This window comes from Thermocrinis ruber (assembly GCF_000512735.1).
GTDB lineage: Bacteria > Aquificota > Aquificia > Aquificales > Aquificaceae > Thermocrinis > Thermocrinis ruber.
In genome coordinates, this window is the sequence record NZ_CP007028.1 from 1206111 (window position 1) to 1223125 (window position 17015).

Below are 17015 nucleotides of genomic sequence, written 5' to 3' on the forward strand. Positions count from 1 at the left end.
ATAGATAGATGGGTGCGTAGCTCAATGGCAGAGCGGGCGGCTCATAACCGCCCGGTTGGGGGTTCGAGTCCTCCCGCACCCATTTTTAGCTTAAAAACCTCTTCAGCACATCCCCAAAAAAGACAAAAATGCCTATCCTCACCCCACGAGCTATCATACTTGCTATAAGAAAGGTAAACAGAGGCATGTTGAAGATGCCCGCAAGCCAACAAACTAACTTGTAAGGCTCTCCCAAAAGCACCGCAAAGAAGCCATACCTATTGAAAAGGGCTTCCCCCTTTGTGTATAGCCTCTCTCCAAAGATCTTTTTTACAAAGCTTTCCCCCAAAAGCTTTGCCAAAAAGAAGGCTACAAGAGCACCCAACAAGTTGCCAATAAAAGCCACAAAACCGGCGGTGTATGGGTTTAGCTTAAAAAAGGGTGCGGCGGTTATGAAGGGATAAGGTGGTATAGGCTGGATTATAGACTCAGTAAAGGAAAGAACAAAGAGAGCAGTGTATCCATGCTCCATGACAAAATCTTCTGCCCACTTTTTCAACTCAGGAAAAAACTGCTCTATCAGATTTCTACCTCCATTCCGTCATAGGCACAGAGGGTTTTCACTCCTGTTTCCTTTTCCACCTCTAAGGCTATGTCTTGCAGGTAATGGTTCATAAGAATTTCATAGCCAAAGTGGGTGAGTATGGCAAGCTTTGGTTTTAGGTGAGCCAGTAACTTTTTTGCGTCTTGAACTGTAAGGTGCTCTATATACTTGGTTTTTTTGTAAAGGGTGGTGTTTATGATCATTAAATCCAACCCTCTGGGATAAACCTCAAGCATACGGTCCTCATAGAGAGCACAGGAAACATAAAGTATTCTCTCGTTGTAGAGTATGGCGTAGGTCTCTGTGTGATGATGTTTGTGCTTCATAACCGCCTTTATGCGGAGACCATTGTAGTTGTACTCTTTGCCCTCCTCTAAGATAAATTCTCCTGCAAGCCTCTCTTTTCTTATAAAGGGAAGGACTACTCTGCTTTCTCCTTCAAGGGCAGACCTTGGTGCAAACAGAACCACTTCCCTCTTCTTTCCACCGTCGGTGGCAGACTCTATGACAGAGTTTATATCCGCAGAGTGGTCCAAGTGTATGTGAGACAGAACAACGCAGTTTATCTGCCTTGGGTCAAATCCCATTTGGTGGAGATAAACAAAGGCACCCGGTCCAGGGTCCGTATGAACCCAGAGGTCCGAAAGCCTTAACAAAAAGCCACCAGCCCTACGTAGATGTCTGAAGACGCTTGCCCTTCCGCCTGCAGTGCCGAGAAATATAAGCCTATCACTCAAGTATTATAGACCCGCTGGGGCAGTCCTGAGCTACTTTCTGTAGCCTCTGGAGGGTGTCCTCTTTGAAGGGCTTGATATAGACTATAGGCAAACCATCTCCCCTGTTTGCAAAGACCTCAGGCACTTCTTCGTAGCAGAGACCGCAGGCGGTACAGGTATCTATATCAACTATTATGCTTCCTCTGTAATTATGGAGCCACTGGGACATTCGTCTGTGACCTCTTTTACCTCAGCCTCAAGCTCAGGGGGCACTACCATATATCCATCGGGTCCAGGAGAAACGACCTCCGCAATGCCATCACCCCTGTTTTTGTAAACCTCTGGAACCCTGTCGTAGCATAGCTCACAGGCGGTGCAAGTGTCTGGGTCCACCTTTGTCTTTATAGCCATACCTTAACCTCCTAAAAGTTTTGAAGTGGATAAATTATAGCACATTTAGAAAATAAATATGTTTTTAATCATCTTTTGCCCAAAACCTCCGCTACAGTTTTTCCTATAAAGGCGGGATTTTCTATTACATGAACCCCTGCGTCCCTGAGGGCCGACATCTTAGCTTGGGCAGTACCTTTCCCACCGGTGATTATAGCACCTGCGTGTCCCATTCTTCTACCCGGTGGTGCGGTTATACCGGCAATGTATGCAAAAACAGGCTTCTTTACGAACTGCTTTATATACTCTGCCGCTTCCTCCTCTGCAGTCCCACCTATCTCACCTATCATGAGTATAGCCTCTGTCTCTGGGTCCTCGTTGAACATAGCAATCACATCCTTGTGGGATAACCCATGTACAGGGTCTCCACCTATACCCACTGCGGTAGATTGCCCAAGCCCATAGCGGGTAAGCTGATGGGATGCCTCATAAGTCAGTGTTCCACTCCTTGAAACGATCCCTATGGTGCCCCTCTTGAATATGTGTCCGGGCATTATGCCCACCTTTGCCTCTCCTGGGGTTATTACACCGGGACAGTTGGGACCTATAAGCTTTGCCTTTGGGTAATTCCTTAGCATGTAATGCTTTACTTTAAGCATGTCTCTTACAGGGATACCCTCCGTTATGCAGACTATCAATTCTATACCCGCATCTAAGGCCTCCACTATAGCATCCGCTGCAAAGGCCGGAGGTACAAAGATCAAGGAGCAATTGGCAGAGGTTTCCTTTACCGCTTCCTCTACCGTATTGAAGACGGGGATGTCTTCTACCTTTTGCCCACCTTTACCGGGGGTAACGCCCGCTACAACCTGAGTGCCATAAGCCTTACACTGGAGGGCATGGAAAGAACCCTCCTTTCCTGTGATACCTTGCACCACTACCCTGGTGTTTTTATCCACCAAAATTGCCATAGGCCTCCTCCAAAAGTTTATGATAGAGGTTATATAATTCTAACACTTTTCCGCAAAATGGCGTTTTAAAAACTTCAGGTGATAATTTTTCAGTATATTTTAGAGTATGCGATTATAATTAACTTGTTATACCACCAAAGGAGGTTGTGTTATGGAAGCCTCAAGGAGAGACCTTTTAGGCTTTGCGGTGGGAGGCTTGGGCGTCCTGGGGGCAATAGGTGTGTTATATCCTATAGTTAAGGTGCTTTCTCCCAGCCAAGCTTCTCTGGCAGGAGCCAGAGTGGAAGTGGATGTTTCCCAAATACCAGACCTTCAGGTCAGGGTTGTTTCTTGGAAGGGCAAACCTGTCTTTGTAGTCAAGCTACCGCAGGGATTTCAGTGGAATGGCAAGAGGGCAAACGACAGAAACACAAAGCTTCTGCAAGGACAAGACGCCTACGCCCTTGTGGCAGTATGCACCCATCTTGGCTGTGTACCCCTCTGGAAACCACAGGGAGAAGGAGAGTTTAACTATCCCGTGTTCCACTGCCCATGTCATGGAGGGTTCTACTCACCATGGGGCGACAACATTGCAGGTCCTCCACCAAGACCACTGCATGTACCCCCTCAAAAGAGGGAAGGCAACAAGCTTATCATTGGAGAAGAAGGTTTCGTAAAGGAATTAACTTAAGGAGGTTTGGCCATGATCGGAAGGATCGGAAGATGGTTTAACGAAAGAGCAAAGCTGTCAGAACTATGGCAGTCCCAAATGGTAGATTACAAAGTTCCAAAAAATCTAACATTTCCTTACGCCTTTGGCGTAATGGCTATGGTGGCTTTCCTAATTCAGATAATCTCTGGCATATTCTTGGTAATGTACTACCAACCCAACATCCACACTGCCTTCGATAGCGTTAACTACACCATAATGAAGGAAGTTCCCTTTATGTGGCTAATTAGGCATGTCCATGCAGCAGGTGCTAACTTCTTCCTCGCCATAGTTTATCTTCACATATTCACTGGAATATACTACAACGCATACAAAAAACCTAGGGAACTAACCTGGATTGTGGGCTTTTTCATATACTTTGTCCTTCTTATGACCGCCCTATCCGGTTATCTCCTACCTTGGGGACAGCTCTCCTACTGGGGAATGGTGGTTACCACTGAGATACCCACCTCCATAGACAGCGCCCCCATCATAGGCAAGCTAAAGATCGGAGAAACCATATCTATATGGATGAAGGGTGGTTATGAACTGGGACAGATAACACTCGGAAGGTTCTATGGACTTCACATATGGCTATTGCCTCTAATTCTTTTGGGTCTTGTGGCCTTTCACTTTTACCTTATCAGGGCACATGGCATAACCTCACCAGATGGCAGGGAGATAGATAAGAAGAAGGAGGGTGTTCCCTTCCATCCCTACATAACCCTTAAGGAAGGTGCTTACTTGATGGGATATTTGGCAGTTTTCTTCTTCTTTGTGTTCTTTTATATGAAACACTTTTTGCCCGCAGATAACTACGACCCAGCCAATCCCTTCAAAACACCCGCCCACATAGCACCCGAGTGGTATCTTTTGGCTTTTTACACCATGTTTAGGTCCATTCCAGACAAGTTCTTGGGTTTTGTAGTGTTCAACTTAGCCCTTCTCCTTCTGTTGATCCTACCATTCTTGGACTTTTCGCCCCTAAGGAGTGCAAGAAATAGACCTCTATTCTTTGTGATGTTTTTGGTGCTCGTAATATCCTCTATGGCTCTTACCATATTGGGAACAATGCCTCCAACCCCAACCAACGCATTGCTTGGACTCATATTTACCTTAGCCTTTCTCTCTTTCTTTATCTCCATGCCCATAATATCCATCTTGGAATGGGGTTGGTACAAAGCCAAAGGAGGTAGCAAAAATGATTAAGACAATATTCTTCACAGTGCTTACCGTGGCCTTTTTCTACATAGTATGGATCAACAACATCTTTGCCCCACACGAAAAGTATGAAATGCCCCAAGAACACGGAAAGATCGCTATGGACTACAAGTATGCAAAGGAAGGGAGAGAACTATTCATTCAGAACTGTGCGTCTTGCCACTCGGTAAGGTATGATGCCCTCTACTTGACACAGGTGCAGGCTAACCCTATGCTGGCATCCCTTCAAGAAAAATACGGAAAGGTCCTTCCAAGAGATGTTTACGAAGCTGTCTTTATGAACGACCTAAACGCCCTTAAGGAAGCCTTCGGAAAGGTTCCCCCAGACCTCTCTACCATATACTTGGTAAAAGGTCCAGAGTATCTTTACAACTTTATCCTGGAACCCCAAAAAGTTCTCCCCGGGACTATGATGCCACCTGTTATGACTGGAAGACCAGAGGAGACAGCCAAAATCATTGCCTATTTGAGGTCTGTATCTGAACCACCCCCTCAGGAAAAGGCAAAGAGAAATCTTATGGGCATAGTGACCATAGGCTATCTTATAGTTATGGGCATTCTAATATGGCTTTGGAGAGATAGAATTCTCAAGAAGATGGGACTGCACTAAGACAGAAGTTTTTCAAAAAACATCCCCCACACCGGGGGGTGCTTTTACAATATTTTTTTGCATGTTCATCAATCAAAGCGTGAAACTCCTTATAGATGGTTAGGTCTTTTGGAATATTCTCCTCCACATAGCTTTTTAGGTCTTCGTATCCACCATCCAGACCATACAGCCTTTTGAAAAGCCTTTTTGTGTAGGTGTCTATTACAAAGCTCAGGCGACCTCCCGCATACAAAAGAATTGCGTCTGCAGTTTCCTTGCCAATACCTTTTACCTTCAAGAGTTCTTCTCTGCTCACTTTTTCCACCACATCCGTTGGATTAAAAAACTCCGCAACATGCTTTAACCTCTGGGCTTTTAGCCTGTAAAAGCCTGAGGGTCTTATTAATTCCTCAAGCTCTTTAGTGGATACCTGCCGAATAAACTCAAGGGAAAGCTCTCCATATTTTTTAAGGTTTTCCAAAGCTTTTTCTACGTTCCTCCATGCGGTGTTTTGCGTCAGCACTGCCCCTATTATTATCTCATCCCTCGGGTCTGTGCCCTTGGCTCTATGATAGCCTTCGTCCACAGGCCACCAACCTTGATAGCCGTAAAAATCAAGTAGCAATTGATAAAGCTGAACTAAGGATAGCATGAACCTTTTCCTTTACCAACTTTGGCTCTTTTTTGTATTCCTTTCCCAGCTCAAGAGCTTGCGTTGTGGATATTATTCCTTCCTTCCTCAAAAACTGTAAAAACTGGGTAAAGTTGTGTGGTTTTTTAACATCCAAGGCACCCCTCTCAAAGTCAAGGAGGTAAATCCTTCCGTCTTTCCCTACCAGTAGATTCTTGTCAAGCCTCGCAAACTCATCCCTGTTGATCCTAAGACTGTCCAGGAGATAGGCGATCTCCAAAACCTGCATGTATAAACTCAGCTTCTCCTCAGGACTAAGGGAAAGCTTTTCCATGGGCACACCATCAATAAACTCATACATGATAAAATCTTCTCCACTGAGAATAAGCTTTGGAAAGTAAGGGTAGTCCTTTAGCCTTTCTAAAATTCTTGCCTCCTTCCTTATGGCGTACTCTTTCTCCTGGGCTTTTGCCACCTTTATGGCAACTTCCTTCCCTTCAAAAAAACCCCTGTATACAATTCCCCTCCAGCCCTCATCCAAATAGGTTAGACCTTGTATCTTGGGCTTTAGCTCCTCAAACCTCATCTACCACTTTGTATCCCCAGCTTTCCACTGCGGACTTTAGGCTCTCAAAAGACACATGATCTTCCACCTTCACCTTTGCACGCTGTTCATGAAGGGATACGTCCACCTCAGAGACACCCTCCACGCTGTAGAGGGCATTCTTTACTGTCCTAACGCAATGCTCACAAGTCATACCTAAAATCTTTAGCTCTATCTCTTTCATAATATTTCTAGTATAACCCTTGCATCCTCTTTGGTGTTCATGTTGATAAAGGCGTAAGAAAAAGGTTCCACATCCTCCACCACTTCGTAGCCTACCTTCTCCACAAATTCCATAGCCCTCAGCCCACCACCCTTCAAATACTCCTCAAGGGCGGGTTTTACTCCCTTGGGATACACCCCAAAGAGTGGGAAGATTTTACCCTTAACCTTAAAAAGCGTTATCTTGTCTTTTGACCTTTCCCAAATCAGAGAAATTAGTTCTCCTTTAATAAGTGGCATGTCTGCGCTTAAAACGACCACTTTATCTTGGTTGGTATGAGATAAGGCTGTATATAGACCCGCTAAGGCGAACTGCTCTTGGAGGATGTCCTTCAAAAGTTCTACTCCTTTCAGAAAGCTATACTTTTGTGGTTCCTTTGCCACTATGAAAACTCTGTCGCATACACTCTGGGCTTGTTCAACCACCCACTGGATGCAAGGTTTACCCTTTAAGGGAAAAAGTGTTTTATCCTCTCCAAACCTTCTGCTTTGCCCACCCGCAAGTATATAGCACTCCATCATTCTTTTTTGAGTATTTCCTCCAGGGTTTTTCTGTAGAAAGGGTCGTCCTTCATCTCCAAAGCCTTTTTTATATAAAGGAGGGCTTCCTCTTTTTTACCCTGCTTGTTTAAAACGTAGGCTAAGTTGTTCAGCACATCTGGGTCCTCCTTTAGCTTAAGGGCTTTTCTGTATTGCCTTTCAGCCTTCTCATACTCTTCTCTTTGGGCATAGATATTTCCCAAATTGAAGTACGCTAAATAGTTTTTCTTATCTTTCCTTATGGCTTTTTTATACTCTTCCTCCGCCAAGTCCAACTTTCCCTGTTTTTCGTATAGATACCCTAAGTTTATATGTTCCTCCGCGGTCAAAGGGTCTTTTAGGATTATGATCTGTGGCACCGCACAGCTCCCGCAGAGCATAATAATGAGAAGAGAAACAAGCTTTTTCATTCTAAGGGAATATTGTATGTTTCGTAGCCAAAAAAGTAGCCATGTCCGTAGTCCGCACCGCAGTCTATGGCTAACTGAACCTTTTTGTATGTGTCTATTTTTTTGAATATTACCTTTGCCCCAAAGCTCTTGGCATAGGACACCGCCTTGGCAACGTCAGACTTGCTGGAGTTCATATAAAATTCCTCTTTTACAAAAACAAAATCAAAGGCACCCAACTTTATTTCCTCTGCCTCTTCTCCCATACCATATTTTGCTATATAAAAATCGTCCAGGGCACTTTTCAGCTTAAGTTTTTTTATGCTAAGCAAGATTTTTGCAAGAGTGTCAGAGCTTAGGTCAGCAGGTAGGCAGATTACAAAATTGCGACCATATAAAGGTAGGCTTTCTATGTGTATAGATATTGGCATATTTATGAAAATCTCTTTGTCCCTTGAAAATTTTGTCACTCCCTTCAAAACGCTTAACTCTGCCCTCTTCTTTAAACTTTCATCGCCGACCTCTTGAAACCTTAGTTCTTTTTCACCATCCGTAATAATGCGGGACAGCACTTTGTACCCAAAGAGCTGTTGTGTCTTTAAATCTACTATGTGTTCAAGTACCATCTCTGCTTTTAATTTTTTAGCCCTTTCCCCTATGATTATATTTTACTCAAAAAGCACACTACTAAAGCTATGCCTTAAAAATTCCTGAAAGTTCTCCACGACCCTGAAGGCATCCTTTAAAAGTCCCCTTTCTTGCTTTGAGAGTTTTTCCGGGTCTATGTAGTTATCCGGCTCCTTTCCTTTGATGATCTTGTCCGCCTGTTCTCTAAATCTTAACATGTTCAAAAACCTGTACGCTTCCAAAAGGTCTCTTCCAAAATTCTTCTCCAAGATGCCCCTCTCCATAAGCACCCTTATTCGGTCGTAGGTGTTTCTCTCCAAAATCACATTAAAAAGACTAAGACACCTGACGCCGTGGGTTATAGGAAATATTCCACCCTTCTTTAGGTCAAGCTCTCCCTTGTGTTCTCCACTTCTTTCTACCACGAAGCCTTTAAAGAATGTTAAAGGTGGCTTGAACTTTAAACCTTCACTTATAAAATAACCCATGAATAAGCTTTTCCCTTTTATTTTCTTATGAACATATTCTTCCAGTCCATCCGCCAAAGTTTTATCTCCAAAGACGTTCCTAAAGTCAAAAAATATGGCGGAGTTCAAAACATTTTCTGGAATGGGAGTGTCTATCCAAGCGCTGATCCTTTTTTCCCACTCTCTTTCTGAACCTCTCCACTCTGGGTTTGATAGCATCACATTCCCCGGACAGGGTGGAAAGCCTACCTTTAATAGCACCTTTATATACTCCTCCGAGAACCTTTTGAAATACTCCTTGGCGTCAAAGTCAATGATGGGAAGGTCTCTGTATATTAGGGCGTTGTCTTGGTCTGTTTTTAGGCTCTGCTCTTGCCTACCCTCACTCCCCAAAACTAAAATACAGAAAGGAACTAAAGGCTCCTCTCCAAGCCTTGATATGGTCAAAAAGACTGCCCTTTTCATAAAGCGGTCGTTTAACTCCGAGACATACTTTCCTACCCTCTCTGGGTCAGCCCCTTCCAAAACAAGTTCCACCACCGCCTTTGTGGTCTGCCTGTATAGAAAAGCCAAACTTTCCTCATCCTTAGCCTTCTCTATCTCCTTAAACAGAAACACAAAGTTCTTGCTCTCATAGAGGATAATATCCCTATCTTCCAAAATCCCCGAGGGCTGTTGGTTGGAAAAGACAACCACCCTCCTTATGGCATGCTTGGACATTAGGGTAAGCACATCCATAAGGTAATCCCTTTCATCCACTCCAATTACGGGAAAGGTTGCCACCTCAGAGGCTTTTGTCTCCCTTGGGTCTTTACCCTCTCCTAAAACCCGCTTGATTATATCCCTTTCTGTGATTATGCCGTAGCCATCTTTGAATTTAACGAGGACTGCCCGATGATCCTCCTTTGCCATCAGGTTTATTACTTGGTCTATGCTGTCATTTTCTCCCACAATGGGTATCCCTTTTGGGTTTAGGTCTTTTACTTGCACCCTTGCCAGCCTTTCCAAAAGGGAACTACTTTCTTCTTTCCTTCTTTCAAACCTTCCGGTTAGCTTTCTTAGAAAGTATTGGTTAAAAGCTTCAAAATCCTTGCAGAGCTTTTTGAAGATCTTATCCGGCAAGAGGAAAAGCAAGGTATCCTCGTAGGCTATCGCGGTGGAAGAGGGTCGCTCACCGGTCAGAAGGGACACAAAACCAAAGCTATCACCCTCCTGAAGGTAATCCAGCACCTCGGAACCTCTCTTCAAAAGAACCACACCCTTTCTAACTATGTAAAGACTGCTGAGCGGTGCAGAACCCTCTTGGAATATTACCTCATCCTTTTGGTAATACTGAACTTGAAGGTTATAGACCACGCTTCTTAAGACCTCCAGGGTAAGGAGGTTAAAGGGCTCGTGTTCCCTCAAAAACCTTTCTGCATCAAGCATTTCACAAAAGTTTTATCACAAGAAACCTAAGGATCAAAAGGCTCACCAAAAGCAAGAGGGTATGACAGCAGGGAAAGAGTTTTCTGTAGGGCTTGTATAAAGGCTCGGTAAATTGGTAGAAGAACCTGTAAAAAAAATTGTTAAGGTCCCTTGTAAAAAATTCAAGGGCGGCCCGCCCAAGGACGAGCCACATAAAAAAGGCAAGGGTGTAATTCAAAAACTGCTCTAAGGTCATTCCTCAGCACCGGCCTTGACCGCACCCTTGGGATACCTAATGTGTTCCACAAACTCTTGAATTTCCTTGGGTGGCGGAGGAGTAAGACGGGAGACCACAAAGGTAACTATGAAGTTAAGGGGCATGCCAAAGATTCCCGCAGCGATGGTCTTTATTCCAAATAACTCAAAGCCGTAGAACCTGCTGGCTATTAGGTAAGCAAGGGTTACACTAAGACCCACCAGCATGCCAGCCACAGCACCGTATTTATTGGTCCTTTTATCCCAAATACCCAACACCAGGGCAGGAAAGAGAGAAGAGGCGGCTAAGGAGAATGCCCAAGCTACCAGCTCAACGATTATGGCGAGCCTGAAGGATGCTACATAGGCACCGAGCAGGGCGACCACTAAGAGCAGAGCCTTTCCGATCTTAACCCTTGTGGATGGAGAAAGGTTTGGGTTGATGATCTTGTAGTAAAGGTCGTGGGATATGGCGTTGGATATGGTGATCAAGAGACCGTCTGCGGTGGACAGCGCCGCTGCAAGACCACCCGCTGCCACAAAGCCTGCTATAACATAGGGAAGACCGGCGATCTCAGGGGTGGCCAGCACTACCATGTCTGGGTGGATCTTTATCTCCGCAAACTGTATTATTCCGTCGCCGTTGAGGTCCTTTATGGTAATAAGTCCAACCTTTGCCCACTTTTCAACCCAGGAGGGCATTTCGGAGAAGGCTTTGCCCACCAGGTTTAGCATCTCATACCTGCCAAAGGCGGCGTAGGCGGGTGCGGTTAGATAAAGGAGAAGTATGAAAAACAGTGCCCATGCTGCGGAGGTTCTTGCTTCCCTAACGGTGGGTGTGGTGTAGAACCTCATTATGACGTGGGGCAATCCTGCAGTTCCGAGCATGAGCATTAGGGTTAGTGCTAAGAAGTTAGCCATACCCTTAACGTCAGAGGGAGGTGCTACGTAAGATTTTGGAGGCTTTGATGCGGCCTCTGCCTCCTTCATAGCCTGTGTCCATTTTTCCTTAGCCTCTTCGGGAGACTTTGGATAGTCTTTTAACTGTTTTTCAAGCTCGGCCCTCTTGGGGTCGTCGGGTGGCAAAGAGGCGAGCTTTTCTTGTAGCTGTTTCCTTCCTTCTTCCCAACTTTGAGGCAGTGCGGCGATCTTGGCTTTCAGCTCCTCTGCCCTTTTCTTGTGAATTTCCCTAACTTCCTGCTCTTTGGGGTCATCCTTTAGCTGGGCAAACTTTTGCTCTATTCCTTGCAAGGCAAAGCCGTAAGATATTTGGGATATGGGATTTCCTGTGTATTTAAAGGATAGAACGGTAACGGGTATAAGGTAGGCAATTATTAGCACTATATACTGGGCAACCTGCGTCCATGTAACTGCCTTCATTCCACCCAGGAAAGAGCAGACCAATATTCCCACCAGACCCAAGAAAACACCCACCTCAAAGGGCAAACCCAAAAGCCTACTGGCTATGATACCCACACCGGTAATCTGAGCAACTAAGTAAGTAAAGGAAGTTATGAGGGTTGCTATTATTCCCACAAGACGGGGGATCTTTCCACCATATCTTGCGTCCAAAAAGTCGGGTATTGTGTATGCACCAAACTTTCTGAGGTATGGTGCGATCAGAACACCAAGGAGCACATAACCACCAGTCCATCCCATTATGAAGGCAAGTCCGTTGTAGCCTTGCAGTGCCAAGGCACCAGCCATACCTATGAAAGAAGCGGCAGACATCCAGTCGGCGGCTGTAGCCATACCGTTGAAAACCGCAGGCACCCTTCTCCCCGCCACATAATACTCCGCCACTTTGCCCGTCCTTGAAAGAATACCTATAGCGGCATAAACTGCAATGGTACCAAACAGGAATACATAACCTATAAAGGTGGGAGAGAGCCCAAAGAGCTTTTCACCTATGCCCAAAAGGATCAAAAGCAAAATCAGACCGCCAGTATAAATAGAATAGACCTTCTTTAGCCTGCTAACAAAGCTGTCCTGCACCATCTTACTCCTCCTCTACACCGTATTTTTTGTCTATTTGGTCCATCTTTTTGGAGTAGAAGATGATAAGCAGTAGAAATACTATCAAAGATCCCTGCGCACCCATATAGTATCCCAAAGGAAATCCAAAGATTACGATCTTGTTTAACCAGCCAGATATGAGGGCTGCGCCGTAGGAAACCAGCGCCCATATTATTAGCACCACAACCATAAGGTTGCGGTTCTCTCGCCAATAGCTCTCTAATTGCTCCTTTGACAGCATCCTACCACCTCCTCTTAAAAGTTTGTGATTTATTTTAGCTATTTTTTGATTCAAGTCAAGCATATAAGACTATTCTAATAAGCTAAAAGTCCTTTTTAATTTCAAAAATATACGATTTTAATCATATGTTTTTGAATTTTAAATTTTCTCTTGCCAGCTAAATAGACAACGGTTTATACTTTTTAAAAACATCACAAGGAGGTAAAACATGGAAGAAAGGAGTGAAGTTCTTTTGAAGGTAGAGGACAAGTATTACCCTCCCAAGCACATTGTAGAAAGGGCGTGGGTAAAGGACTACGAGAGCCTGTATCAGGAGTCCATCAAAGACAGAGAGGGTTTTGGGGCTAAGGTGGCGGAGGAGCTTCACTGGTTCAAAAAGTGGGACAAGGTTTTAGATTGGCAGTTTCCCTACGCCCAGTGGTTTGTAGGTGCCCAAACAAACATTACCTACAACTGCCTAGACAGGCATGTCTTAAACGGTAGGAGAAATAAGGTCGCATACATATGGTTGGATGAGGACAACAACGAGCAGAAGATCACTTACGGAGAACTTTTGGAACTTGTCAATCGCATCGCCAACGGTCTAAAGTCCTTAGGTGTTAAAAAGGGAGACAGGGTATCTATATACATGCCAAACAGCATACCCGCCATAGCTTGCATGTTAGCCTGTGCCAGAATTGGCGCTATACACAGCGTGGTTTTTGCGGGCTTTAGCGAAGGTGCCCTCAGAACTAGGATAGAGGACGCCAAGGCTAAGGTGCTCATTACCGCCACCTATACCAAGAGAAGGGGCAAAAAGATAGACCTTCTGGCAACCGCTCAGAGGGCTATAGACGGGCTATCCTTTGTGGAAAAAGTGGTGGTTTGGGACAGGGATGGAGATGTGCTCAACGGAGAAAATCCACTCTTGGTTAGCTTAGACAAGCTGATAAAAGAGTCTTCTCCTGTTTGCGAGCCGGAAGTTATGGACGCAGAGGACCCGCTGTTTATCCTCTACACCTCTGGCACAACAGGAAAGCCAAAGGGAGTTCTCCATACCACCGGTGGTTATATGGTGGAAACTTACTACACCACCAAGGTAGTCTTTGATGCCCATGAGGATGACATTTACTGGTGCACCGCAGACATAGGCTGGATTACAGGGCATTCGTACATAGTCTATGGACCTTTGGCAAATGGGCTAACCTCTCTAGTGGTGGAGGGTGCTCCAGACTATCCAAACCCAGGCAGATGGTGGAGCTATGTGGAAAGGTATAGGGTAAACATCTTTTACACTGCACCCACCGCCATAAGGATGTTCATGAGATTTGGAGAGGAGTGGCCTGCCAAGTACGACCTGTCTTCTTTAAGGATACTTGGTTCTGTGGGTGAGCCTATAAACCCAGAGGCTTGGGAGTGGTACTACAAACACATAGGAAGGGAAAGATGTGTGATAGTGGATACTTGGTGGCAGACAGAAACGGGAGCCCATATGATCACCACCATACCCTCCTATCCAGCCAAACCCGGTAAGGCAGGAAAGCCCTTCTTTACCATAGAGCCCGCAGTGGTGGATAGCCAAGGTAATCCACTTCCTCCTAACACAGTTGGAAACCTGGTTATAAAGTCCCCTTGGCCCTCCATGCTAAGAACATGCTGGGGAGAGCCCGAAAGGTATGAAAAGTATTGGACCACCATACCCGGTCAGGTCTATTTCACCGGAGACTTGGCTACCTACGATGAAGAGGGCTACATAATGATCCTCGGAAGGGCTGACGATGTGCTGAATGTGGCAGGGCATAGGATAGGAACCATGGAGGTGGAATCTGCTTTGGTGGATCATCCAGCGGTGGCTGAAGCGGCGGTTATAGGAAAGCCTCACGAGATAAAGGGAGAATCTATAAAGGCTTTTGTGATCCTAAAGAAGGGTGTGGAACCCTCCGACAGGCTAAAGGAGGACATAAAACAGCATGTCAGACAGGTGCTTGGTGCCATTGCGGTGCCAGATGAAATAGAATTTGTGGAAAAACTACCAAAGACCAGAAGCGGTAAGATTATGAGGAGGGTTCTGAAGGCTCAGGAGCTTGGACTGCCGGTAGGAGATGTTTCTACCTTGGAGGACTAAAATCCCGGGGGCTTTTGCCCCCTTAGGCTTTTTATCCTGCACCCGTTGACACCATTTGCAGTTAATTAAGCGGTTTTCTTTTACTGAGGTTTAATACTCTCTCTTGAAACGGCGAGCAAGATAAAAGAATGTTGACAGATTATATTTAAAGCTATGGAGACAAAGACCCAAAACCTAAAGGAAATTTATGAACAGGACTTCTACCTGTGGGTAATGGAGAACCTAAGACTTCTCAAAAACAAAGAGTATGACCTTGTGGATTGGGAGAACCTGTTGGAGGAAATAGAAGATATGGCAAGGAGGGAACTGAGGAGTCTAATAAACCTCATGGCAGTTATTATGGAGCATCTCTATAAATGGGAACATTTCAGAGAAACCAAATGTATGGGAAGTAAATGGAAGAAAAGCATTATTAGCGCAAGAACTGACATAGTAAAACTTTTCAAGGATGCGCCTTCCCTTAAGGCTAAGGCTCAGGAAAAAGAAATCTTGCAACGAGCATGGGAGGATGCGGTGTTAAACCTAACAGCATGGTTCAAATGGAATGAGAAGTTAGCCCTTAGGTACTTTGGCACGTTTCCCAAAAAAGAAGACTTTCCAAAAGAATGTCCCTATAGCTTTGAACAAATTATGGAGTACGAACCATGGCTTGAAGGGTGAGGCAGTTATAAAAATTTTTGTGGTTTATTGGACAATCCCTTTTAAGGGAATAAATTTTGAAAACAATATGATTTTTGATAACAGGGAGACCGCCGGGCGCTTGCTGGGTGAATGGTTAAAGGAAAAGCTCGGAAAGGAAGGGAATTACATAGTTCTGGGTATTCCAAGGGGAGGAGTGCGGGAATTGGGTAAAAGCGCCCCTGCCCCATAGTTGATAGGGCAGGGTAGGAGCATTTGCATCTCCGCTTCAGGGAGAGGTGCCCTGGAACGGATCTCCTACAAGGACAAAGACCTCGTCCCGATTAGTGGTAGGGTTATAGGCAACGCCAACCATAACGCGGTTGTCAAGGCTTACCGCAGAGATAGATTTAAGGGTAACCCCTGACGGTAGCACGCTTGCAAAGACGGTGTTAAGGTTCTCCATTGTCGTGGTGTCGCTCCTCCAGCGAACGGCATTTGACCCATCGCTTCCGAAAACGTAAGCAACTCCACTCCTGACGCGCACGGCACCAACACCAATGCTCATGTTGACGGTGTAAACATTGCCTCCGTACCAAACCTTGATTCGCGCAATAGTACTAGAGTTGCTGTCCGAGAAGGCCACCGCCTGCCCATCGGGGGAGATCCGGCTCCAGTAAGCCCCGCCAATTGAGGAGACCAGCTGGGTGTAATTATTGCTGTTCAGGTCGTAGACCCACCCTTGGTATGTCAACTGAGCGGAGGCCTTGCTGGCATCCGGGGTGATGTCGTGGAAGATGCCGTAAGCAACGCTGGTGTTCTGATGCCAGATGTTGTAGTTTTTCCAGATGGTAGGCGTAGGGGAGCTCGGGTATACCCGTCCCACGATGTAGACATCGCTTCCACTCTTGGCACAGGCGTAGGCTACGTTGCCGCCATTGGGATCATCGGGAAGGGGGATGGGCTGGAGTGTGGTTAGGTCCCAGGCCAGAGCCCTGTCCGCCCAAGATGCGTCGGTATACGGGCTACCGTAGCCGCATCCAATCGTGCCGTCGGCGGTGACTCCCAGAACAACCCCATAAGGATAACTGGAAAGACCCGTGCTCAGGACGATAGTCTGTGTAGCAATGTTTGCCAGCCAGTAAAAGCCCGGAGAGAGGGAGCCGGCGTTGATCCTCCAGACCATGGGCTTAGTATTGCCGGACACGGAGGCACGCCCAACAAGAACGCTTCCATCACCTGAAACCTGGTAAACGTAAGCGTTGGTGATCGTGATGGTGGTGGTGAAGTTAGCGGAGCATGTTTTGTTGGCATCCATGTTTATGCTGCATGTGGTGCTGGTGCCACAACTAGAGCAATCACCAGTCCATCCTGCAAAGGTGTAGCCAGAATCTGGTGTAGCAGTCAGTACTACTGTGCCAGAGAAGCTTGCAGAGCATGCGGAACCACCAGAGCCACAGTTTATACCCGCAGCAGTGGCTGATACAACAGTCCCGTTTGTGGGTGTTGGGTTGATGGAGAGCGTGTAAGAACCCCCACCGCCGCCGCATGCGGTTAGGAAAGCACTTAGGGTCAGCATCAGCAAGGCAAGAATGAAAACTTTTCTCATGACTTTACCTCCCTAGCTTTTAGAGAAAAATATACACTCTGAGAGAAAAATCAAGCGAAGAGATTATAAAGAGGGTAGCTATTTGAGCATTTGAGAGTTTTGGAATGTTAAGCATTTTAACACCTTC

At 45.7% G+C, this 17015-nt stretch carries 22 protein-coding genes and 1 tRNA gene; 7 read left to right on the forward strand and 16 right to left on the reverse strand.

All coding sequences use genetic code 11. The features are described from left to right. The first annotated feature begins 10 nt into the window (after positions 1 to 10). A tRNA-Ile gene (locus THERU_RS06475) sits at positions 11 to 82 on the forward strand. 3 nt (positions 83 to 85) lie between these two features. Here the strand turns inward: THERU_RS06475 and THERU_RS06480 are convergent. From THERU_RS06480 to sucD, 5 genes are all read right to left on the reverse strand, one after another. Continuing rightward, positions 86 to 511: a YqaA family protein gene (locus THERU_RS06480; protein ID WP_245565812.1), complete on the reverse strand. Its 426-nt coding sequence runs from the start codon at positions 509 to 511 to the stop codon at positions 86 to 88. Positions 512 to 558: 47 nt separating this feature from the next. Then, positions 559 to 1320, reverse strand: a complete 762-nt coding sequence (locus THERU_RS06485; RefSeq protein ID WP_025306467.1) for an MBL fold metallo-hydrolase — start codon at positions 1318 to 1320, stop codon at positions 559 to 561. Next, a complete protein-coding gene (locus THERU_RS06490) occupies positions 1313 to 1528 on the reverse strand; it encodes a ferredoxin (RefSeq protein ID WP_025306468.1) in 216 nt (71 codons plus the stop codon). The genes THERU_RS06485 and THERU_RS06490 overlap by 8 nt, the downstream gene beginning before the upstream one ends. Continuing rightward, positions 1492 to 1710, reverse strand: coding sequence for a ferredoxin (locus THERU_RS06495; protein WP_025306469.1), 219 nt, complete (start codon positions 1708 to 1710; stop codon positions 1492 to 1494). Before THERU_RS06495 ends, THERU_RS06490 begins: the two co-directional genes overlap by 37 nt. A gap of 68 nt (positions 1711 to 1778) precedes the next feature. Beyond that, positions 1779 to 2660, reverse strand: a complete 882-nt coding sequence (gene sucD, locus THERU_RS06500) for a succinate--CoA ligase subunit alpha (RefSeq protein WP_025306470.1) — start codon at positions 2658 to 2660, stop codon at positions 1779 to 1781. A 151-nt stretch (positions 2661 to 2811) separates the two neighbouring features. Between sucD and petA the strand changes: the two genes are divergently transcribed. From petA to THERU_RS06515, 3 genes are read left to right on the forward strand one after another with little or no spacing between them, the layout of a single operon-like run. Further along, positions 2812 to 3330 carry a ubiquinol-cytochrome c reductase iron-sulfur subunit gene (gene petA / locus THERU_RS06505; protein ID WP_025306471.1) on the forward strand — a complete coding sequence of 173 codons (519 nt, stop codon included), beginning with the start codon at positions 2812 to 2814 and terminating at the stop codon, positions 3328 to 3330. Positions 3331 to 3342: 12 nt separating this feature from the next. Next, positions 3343 to 4557, forward strand: a complete 1215-nt coding sequence (locus tag THERU_RS06510; RefSeq protein ID WP_025306472.1) for a cytochrome b — start codon at positions 3343 to 3345, stop codon at positions 4555 to 4557. Continuing rightward, positions 4550 to 5179 carry a cytochrome c1 gene (locus THERU_RS06515; protein ID WP_025306473.1) on the forward strand — a complete coding sequence of 210 codons (630 nt, stop codon included), beginning with the start codon at positions 4550 to 4552 and terminating at the stop codon, positions 5177 to 5179. The genes THERU_RS06510 and THERU_RS06515 overlap by 8 nt, the downstream gene beginning before the upstream one ends. Here THERU_RS06515 and THERU_RS06520 read toward each other — a convergent pair. From THERU_RS06520 to THERU_RS06565, 10 genes are read right to left on the reverse strand one after another with little or no spacing between them, the layout of a single operon-like run. After that, positions 5157 to 5810 carry an endonuclease III domain-containing protein gene (locus tag THERU_RS06520; protein WP_025306474.1) on the reverse strand — a complete coding sequence of 218 codons (654 nt, stop codon included), beginning with the start codon at positions 5808 to 5810 and terminating at the stop codon, positions 5157 to 5159. The genes THERU_RS06515 and THERU_RS06520 overlap by 23 nt on opposite strands. After that, positions 5773 to 6375, reverse strand: a complete 603-nt coding sequence (locus THERU_RS06525) for a hypothetical protein (protein WP_025306475.1) — start codon at positions 6373 to 6375, stop codon at positions 5773 to 5775. Before THERU_RS06525 ends, THERU_RS06520 begins: the two co-directional genes overlap by 38 nt. Then, positions 6365 to 6577: a heavy-metal-associated domain-containing protein gene (locus THERU_RS08615; RefSeq protein ID WP_025306476.1), complete on the reverse strand. Its 213-nt coding sequence runs from the start codon at positions 6575 to 6577 to the stop codon at positions 6365 to 6367. Before THERU_RS08615 ends, THERU_RS06525 begins: the two co-directional genes overlap by 11 nt. Continuing rightward, a complete protein-coding gene (gene mobA, locus THERU_RS08375; protein ID WP_025306477.1) occupies positions 6574 to 7137 on the reverse strand; it encodes a molybdenum cofactor guanylyltransferase MobA in 564 nt (187 codons plus the stop codon). Before mobA ends, THERU_RS08615 begins: the two co-directional genes overlap by 4 nt. Next, entirely contained in the window at positions 7134 to 7565 is a 432-nt protein-coding gene (locus tag THERU_RS06540) for a tetratricopeptide repeat protein (protein WP_025306478.1), read from the reverse strand. The genes mobA and THERU_RS06540 overlap by 4 nt, the downstream gene beginning before the upstream one ends. After that, positions 7562 to 8170 (reverse strand): EAL domain-containing protein, encoded by a 609-nt coding sequence (locus THERU_RS06545; protein ID WP_025306479.1) that lies wholly within the window; start codon positions 8168 to 8170, stop codon positions 7562 to 7564. Before THERU_RS06545 ends, THERU_RS06540 begins: the two co-directional genes overlap by 4 nt. Positions 8171 to 8212: 42 nt before the next feature. After that, the gene (locus tag THERU_RS06550; protein ID WP_025306480.1) at positions 8213 to 10066 is read right to left on the reverse strand and encodes a putative nucleotidyltransferase substrate binding domain-containing protein; all 1854 of its coding nucleotides are present in this window, start codon (positions 10064 to 10066) and stop codon (positions 8213 to 8215) included. A gap of 1 nt (position 10067) precedes the next feature. After that, on the reverse strand, positions 10068 to 10301 hold the full coding sequence (locus THERU_RS06555) for a YggT family protein (RefSeq protein WP_025306481.1): 234 nt from the start codon (positions 10299 to 10301) through the stop codon (positions 10068 to 10070). Beyond that, entirely contained in the window at positions 10298 to 12298 is a 2001-nt protein-coding gene (locus tag THERU_RS06560; RefSeq protein WP_025306482.1) for a VC_2705 family sodium/solute symporter, read from the reverse strand. Before THERU_RS06560 ends, THERU_RS06555 begins: the two co-directional genes overlap by 4 nt. A 1-nt stretch (position 12299) precedes the next feature. Continuing rightward, positions 12300 to 12620: a DUF4212 domain-containing protein gene (locus THERU_RS06565; protein ID WP_245565813.1), complete on the reverse strand. Its 321-nt coding sequence runs from the start codon at positions 12618 to 12620 to the stop codon at positions 12300 to 12302. Positions 12621 to 12765: 145 nt separating this feature from the next. Between THERU_RS06565 and acs the strand changes: the two genes are divergently transcribed. The 3 genes from acs to THERU_RS08580 all read left to right on the forward strand — a co-directional run bounded on the left by acs (position 12766) and on the right by THERU_RS08580 (position 15532). Further along, positions 12766 to 14661: an acetate--CoA ligase gene (gene acs, locus THERU_RS06570; protein WP_025306484.1), complete on the forward strand. Its 1896-nt coding sequence runs from the start codon at positions 12766 to 12768 to the stop codon at positions 14659 to 14661. 153 nt (positions 14662 to 14814) lie between these two features. Beyond that, positions 14815 to 15321: a DUF29 domain-containing protein gene (locus THERU_RS06575; RefSeq protein ID WP_025306485.1), complete on the forward strand. Its 507-nt coding sequence runs from the start codon at positions 14815 to 14817 to the stop codon at positions 15319 to 15321. A 67-nt stretch (positions 15322 to 15388) separates the two neighbouring features. Next, a complete protein-coding gene (locus tag THERU_RS08580; RefSeq protein ID WP_156916206.1) occupies positions 15389 to 15532 on the forward strand; it encodes a hypothetical protein in 144 nt (47 codons plus the stop codon). 36 nt (positions 15533 to 15568) lie between these two features. Here THERU_RS08580 and THERU_RS06585 read toward each other — a convergent pair whose 3' ends face one another. Continuing rightward, positions 15569 to 16888 (reverse strand): InlB B-repeat-containing protein, encoded by a 1320-nt coding sequence (locus tag THERU_RS06585; protein ID WP_025306487.1) that lies wholly within the window; start codon positions 16886 to 16888, stop codon positions 15569 to 15571. Between the last annotated feature and the right edge of the window lie 127 nt (positions 16889 to 17015).

What these genes read in the sequence shown, in the direction of transcription:
- THERU_RS06480 (WP_245565812.1), bottom strand. Translation starts at nt 511, where the DNA reads ATGGAGCATGGATACACTGCTCTCTTTGTTCTTTCCTTTACTGAGTCT.
- THERU_RS06555 (WP_025306481.1), bottom strand. Translation starts at nt 10,301, where the DNA reads ATGACCTTAGAGCAGTTTTTGAATTACACCCTTGCCTTTTTTATGTGG.
- THERU_RS06585 (WP_025306487.1), bottom strand. Translation starts at nt 16,888, where the DNA reads ATGAGAAAAGTTTTCATTCTTGCCTTGCTGATGCTGACCCTAAGTGCT.
- THERU_RS06540 (WP_025306478.1), bottom strand. Translation starts at nt 7,565, where the DNA reads ATGAAAAAGCTTGTTTCTCTTCTCATTATTATGCTCTGCGGGAGCTGT.
- THERU_RS08615 (WP_025306476.1), bottom strand. Translation starts at nt 6,577, where the DNA reads ATGAAAGAGATAGAGCTAAAGATTTTAGGTATGACTTGTGAGCATTGC.
- THERU_RS06575 (WP_025306485.1), top strand. Translation starts at nt 14,815, where the DNA reads ATGGAGACAAAGACCCAAAACCTAAAGGAAATTTATGAACAGGACTTC.
- THERU_RS06510 (WP_025306472.1), top strand. Translation starts at nt 3,343, where the DNA reads ATGATCGGAAGGATCGGAAGATGGTTTAACGAAAGAGCAAAGCTGTCA.
- THERU_RS06560 (WP_025306482.1), bottom strand. Translation starts at nt 12,298, where the DNA reads ATGGTGCAGGACAGCTTTGTTAGCAGGCTAAAGAAGGTCTATTCTATT.
- acs (WP_025306484.1), top strand. Translation starts at nt 12,766, where the DNA reads ATGGAAGAAAGGAGTGAAGTTCTTTTGAAGGTAGAGGACAAGTATTAC.
- THERU_RS06520 (WP_025306474.1), bottom strand. Translation starts at nt 5,810, where the DNA reads ATGCTATCCTTAGTTCAGCTTTATCAATTGCTACTTGATTTTTACGGC.
- THERU_RS06490 (WP_025306468.1), bottom strand. Translation starts at nt 1,528, where the DNA reads ATGTCCCAGTGGCTCCATAATTACAGAGGAAGCATAATAGTTGATATA.
- THERU_RS06495 (WP_025306469.1), bottom strand. Translation starts at nt 1,710, where the DNA reads ATGGCTATAAAGACAAAGGTGGACCCAGACACTTGCACCGCCTGTGAG.
- mobA (WP_025306477.1), bottom strand. Translation starts at nt 7,137, where the DNA reads ATGATGGAGTGCTATATACTTGCGGGTGGGCAAAGCAGAAGGTTTGGA.
- THERU_RS06565 (WP_245565813.1), bottom strand. Translation starts at nt 12,620, where the DNA reads ATGCTTGACTTGAATCAAAAAATAGCTAAAATAAATCACAAACTTTTA.
- THERU_RS06545 (WP_025306479.1), bottom strand. Translation starts at nt 8,170, where the DNA reads ATGGTACTTGAACACATAGTAGATTTAAAGACACAACAGCTCTTTGGG.
- THERU_RS06515 (WP_025306473.1), top strand. Translation starts at nt 4,550, where the DNA reads ATGATTAAGACAATATTCTTCACAGTGCTTACCGTGGCCTTTTTCTAC.
- sucD (WP_025306470.1), bottom strand. Translation starts at nt 2,660, where the DNA reads ATGGCAATTTTGGTGGATAAAAACACCAGGGTAGTGGTGCAAGGTATC.
- THERU_RS08580 (WP_156916206.1), top strand. Translation starts at nt 15,389, where the DNA reads ATGATTTTTGATAACAGGGAGACCGCCGGGCGCTTGCTGGGTGAATGG.
- THERU_RS06525 (WP_025306475.1), bottom strand. Translation starts at nt 6,375, where the DNA reads ATGAGGTTTGAGGAGCTAAAGCCCAAGATACAAGGTCTAACCTATTTG.
- THERU_RS06550 (WP_025306480.1), bottom strand. Translation starts at nt 10,066, where the DNA reads ATGCTTGATGCAGAAAGGTTTTTGAGGGAACACGAGCCCTTTAACCTC.
- petA (WP_025306471.1), top strand. Translation starts at nt 2,812, where the DNA reads ATGGAAGCCTCAAGGAGAGACCTTTTAGGCTTTGCGGTGGGAGGCTTG.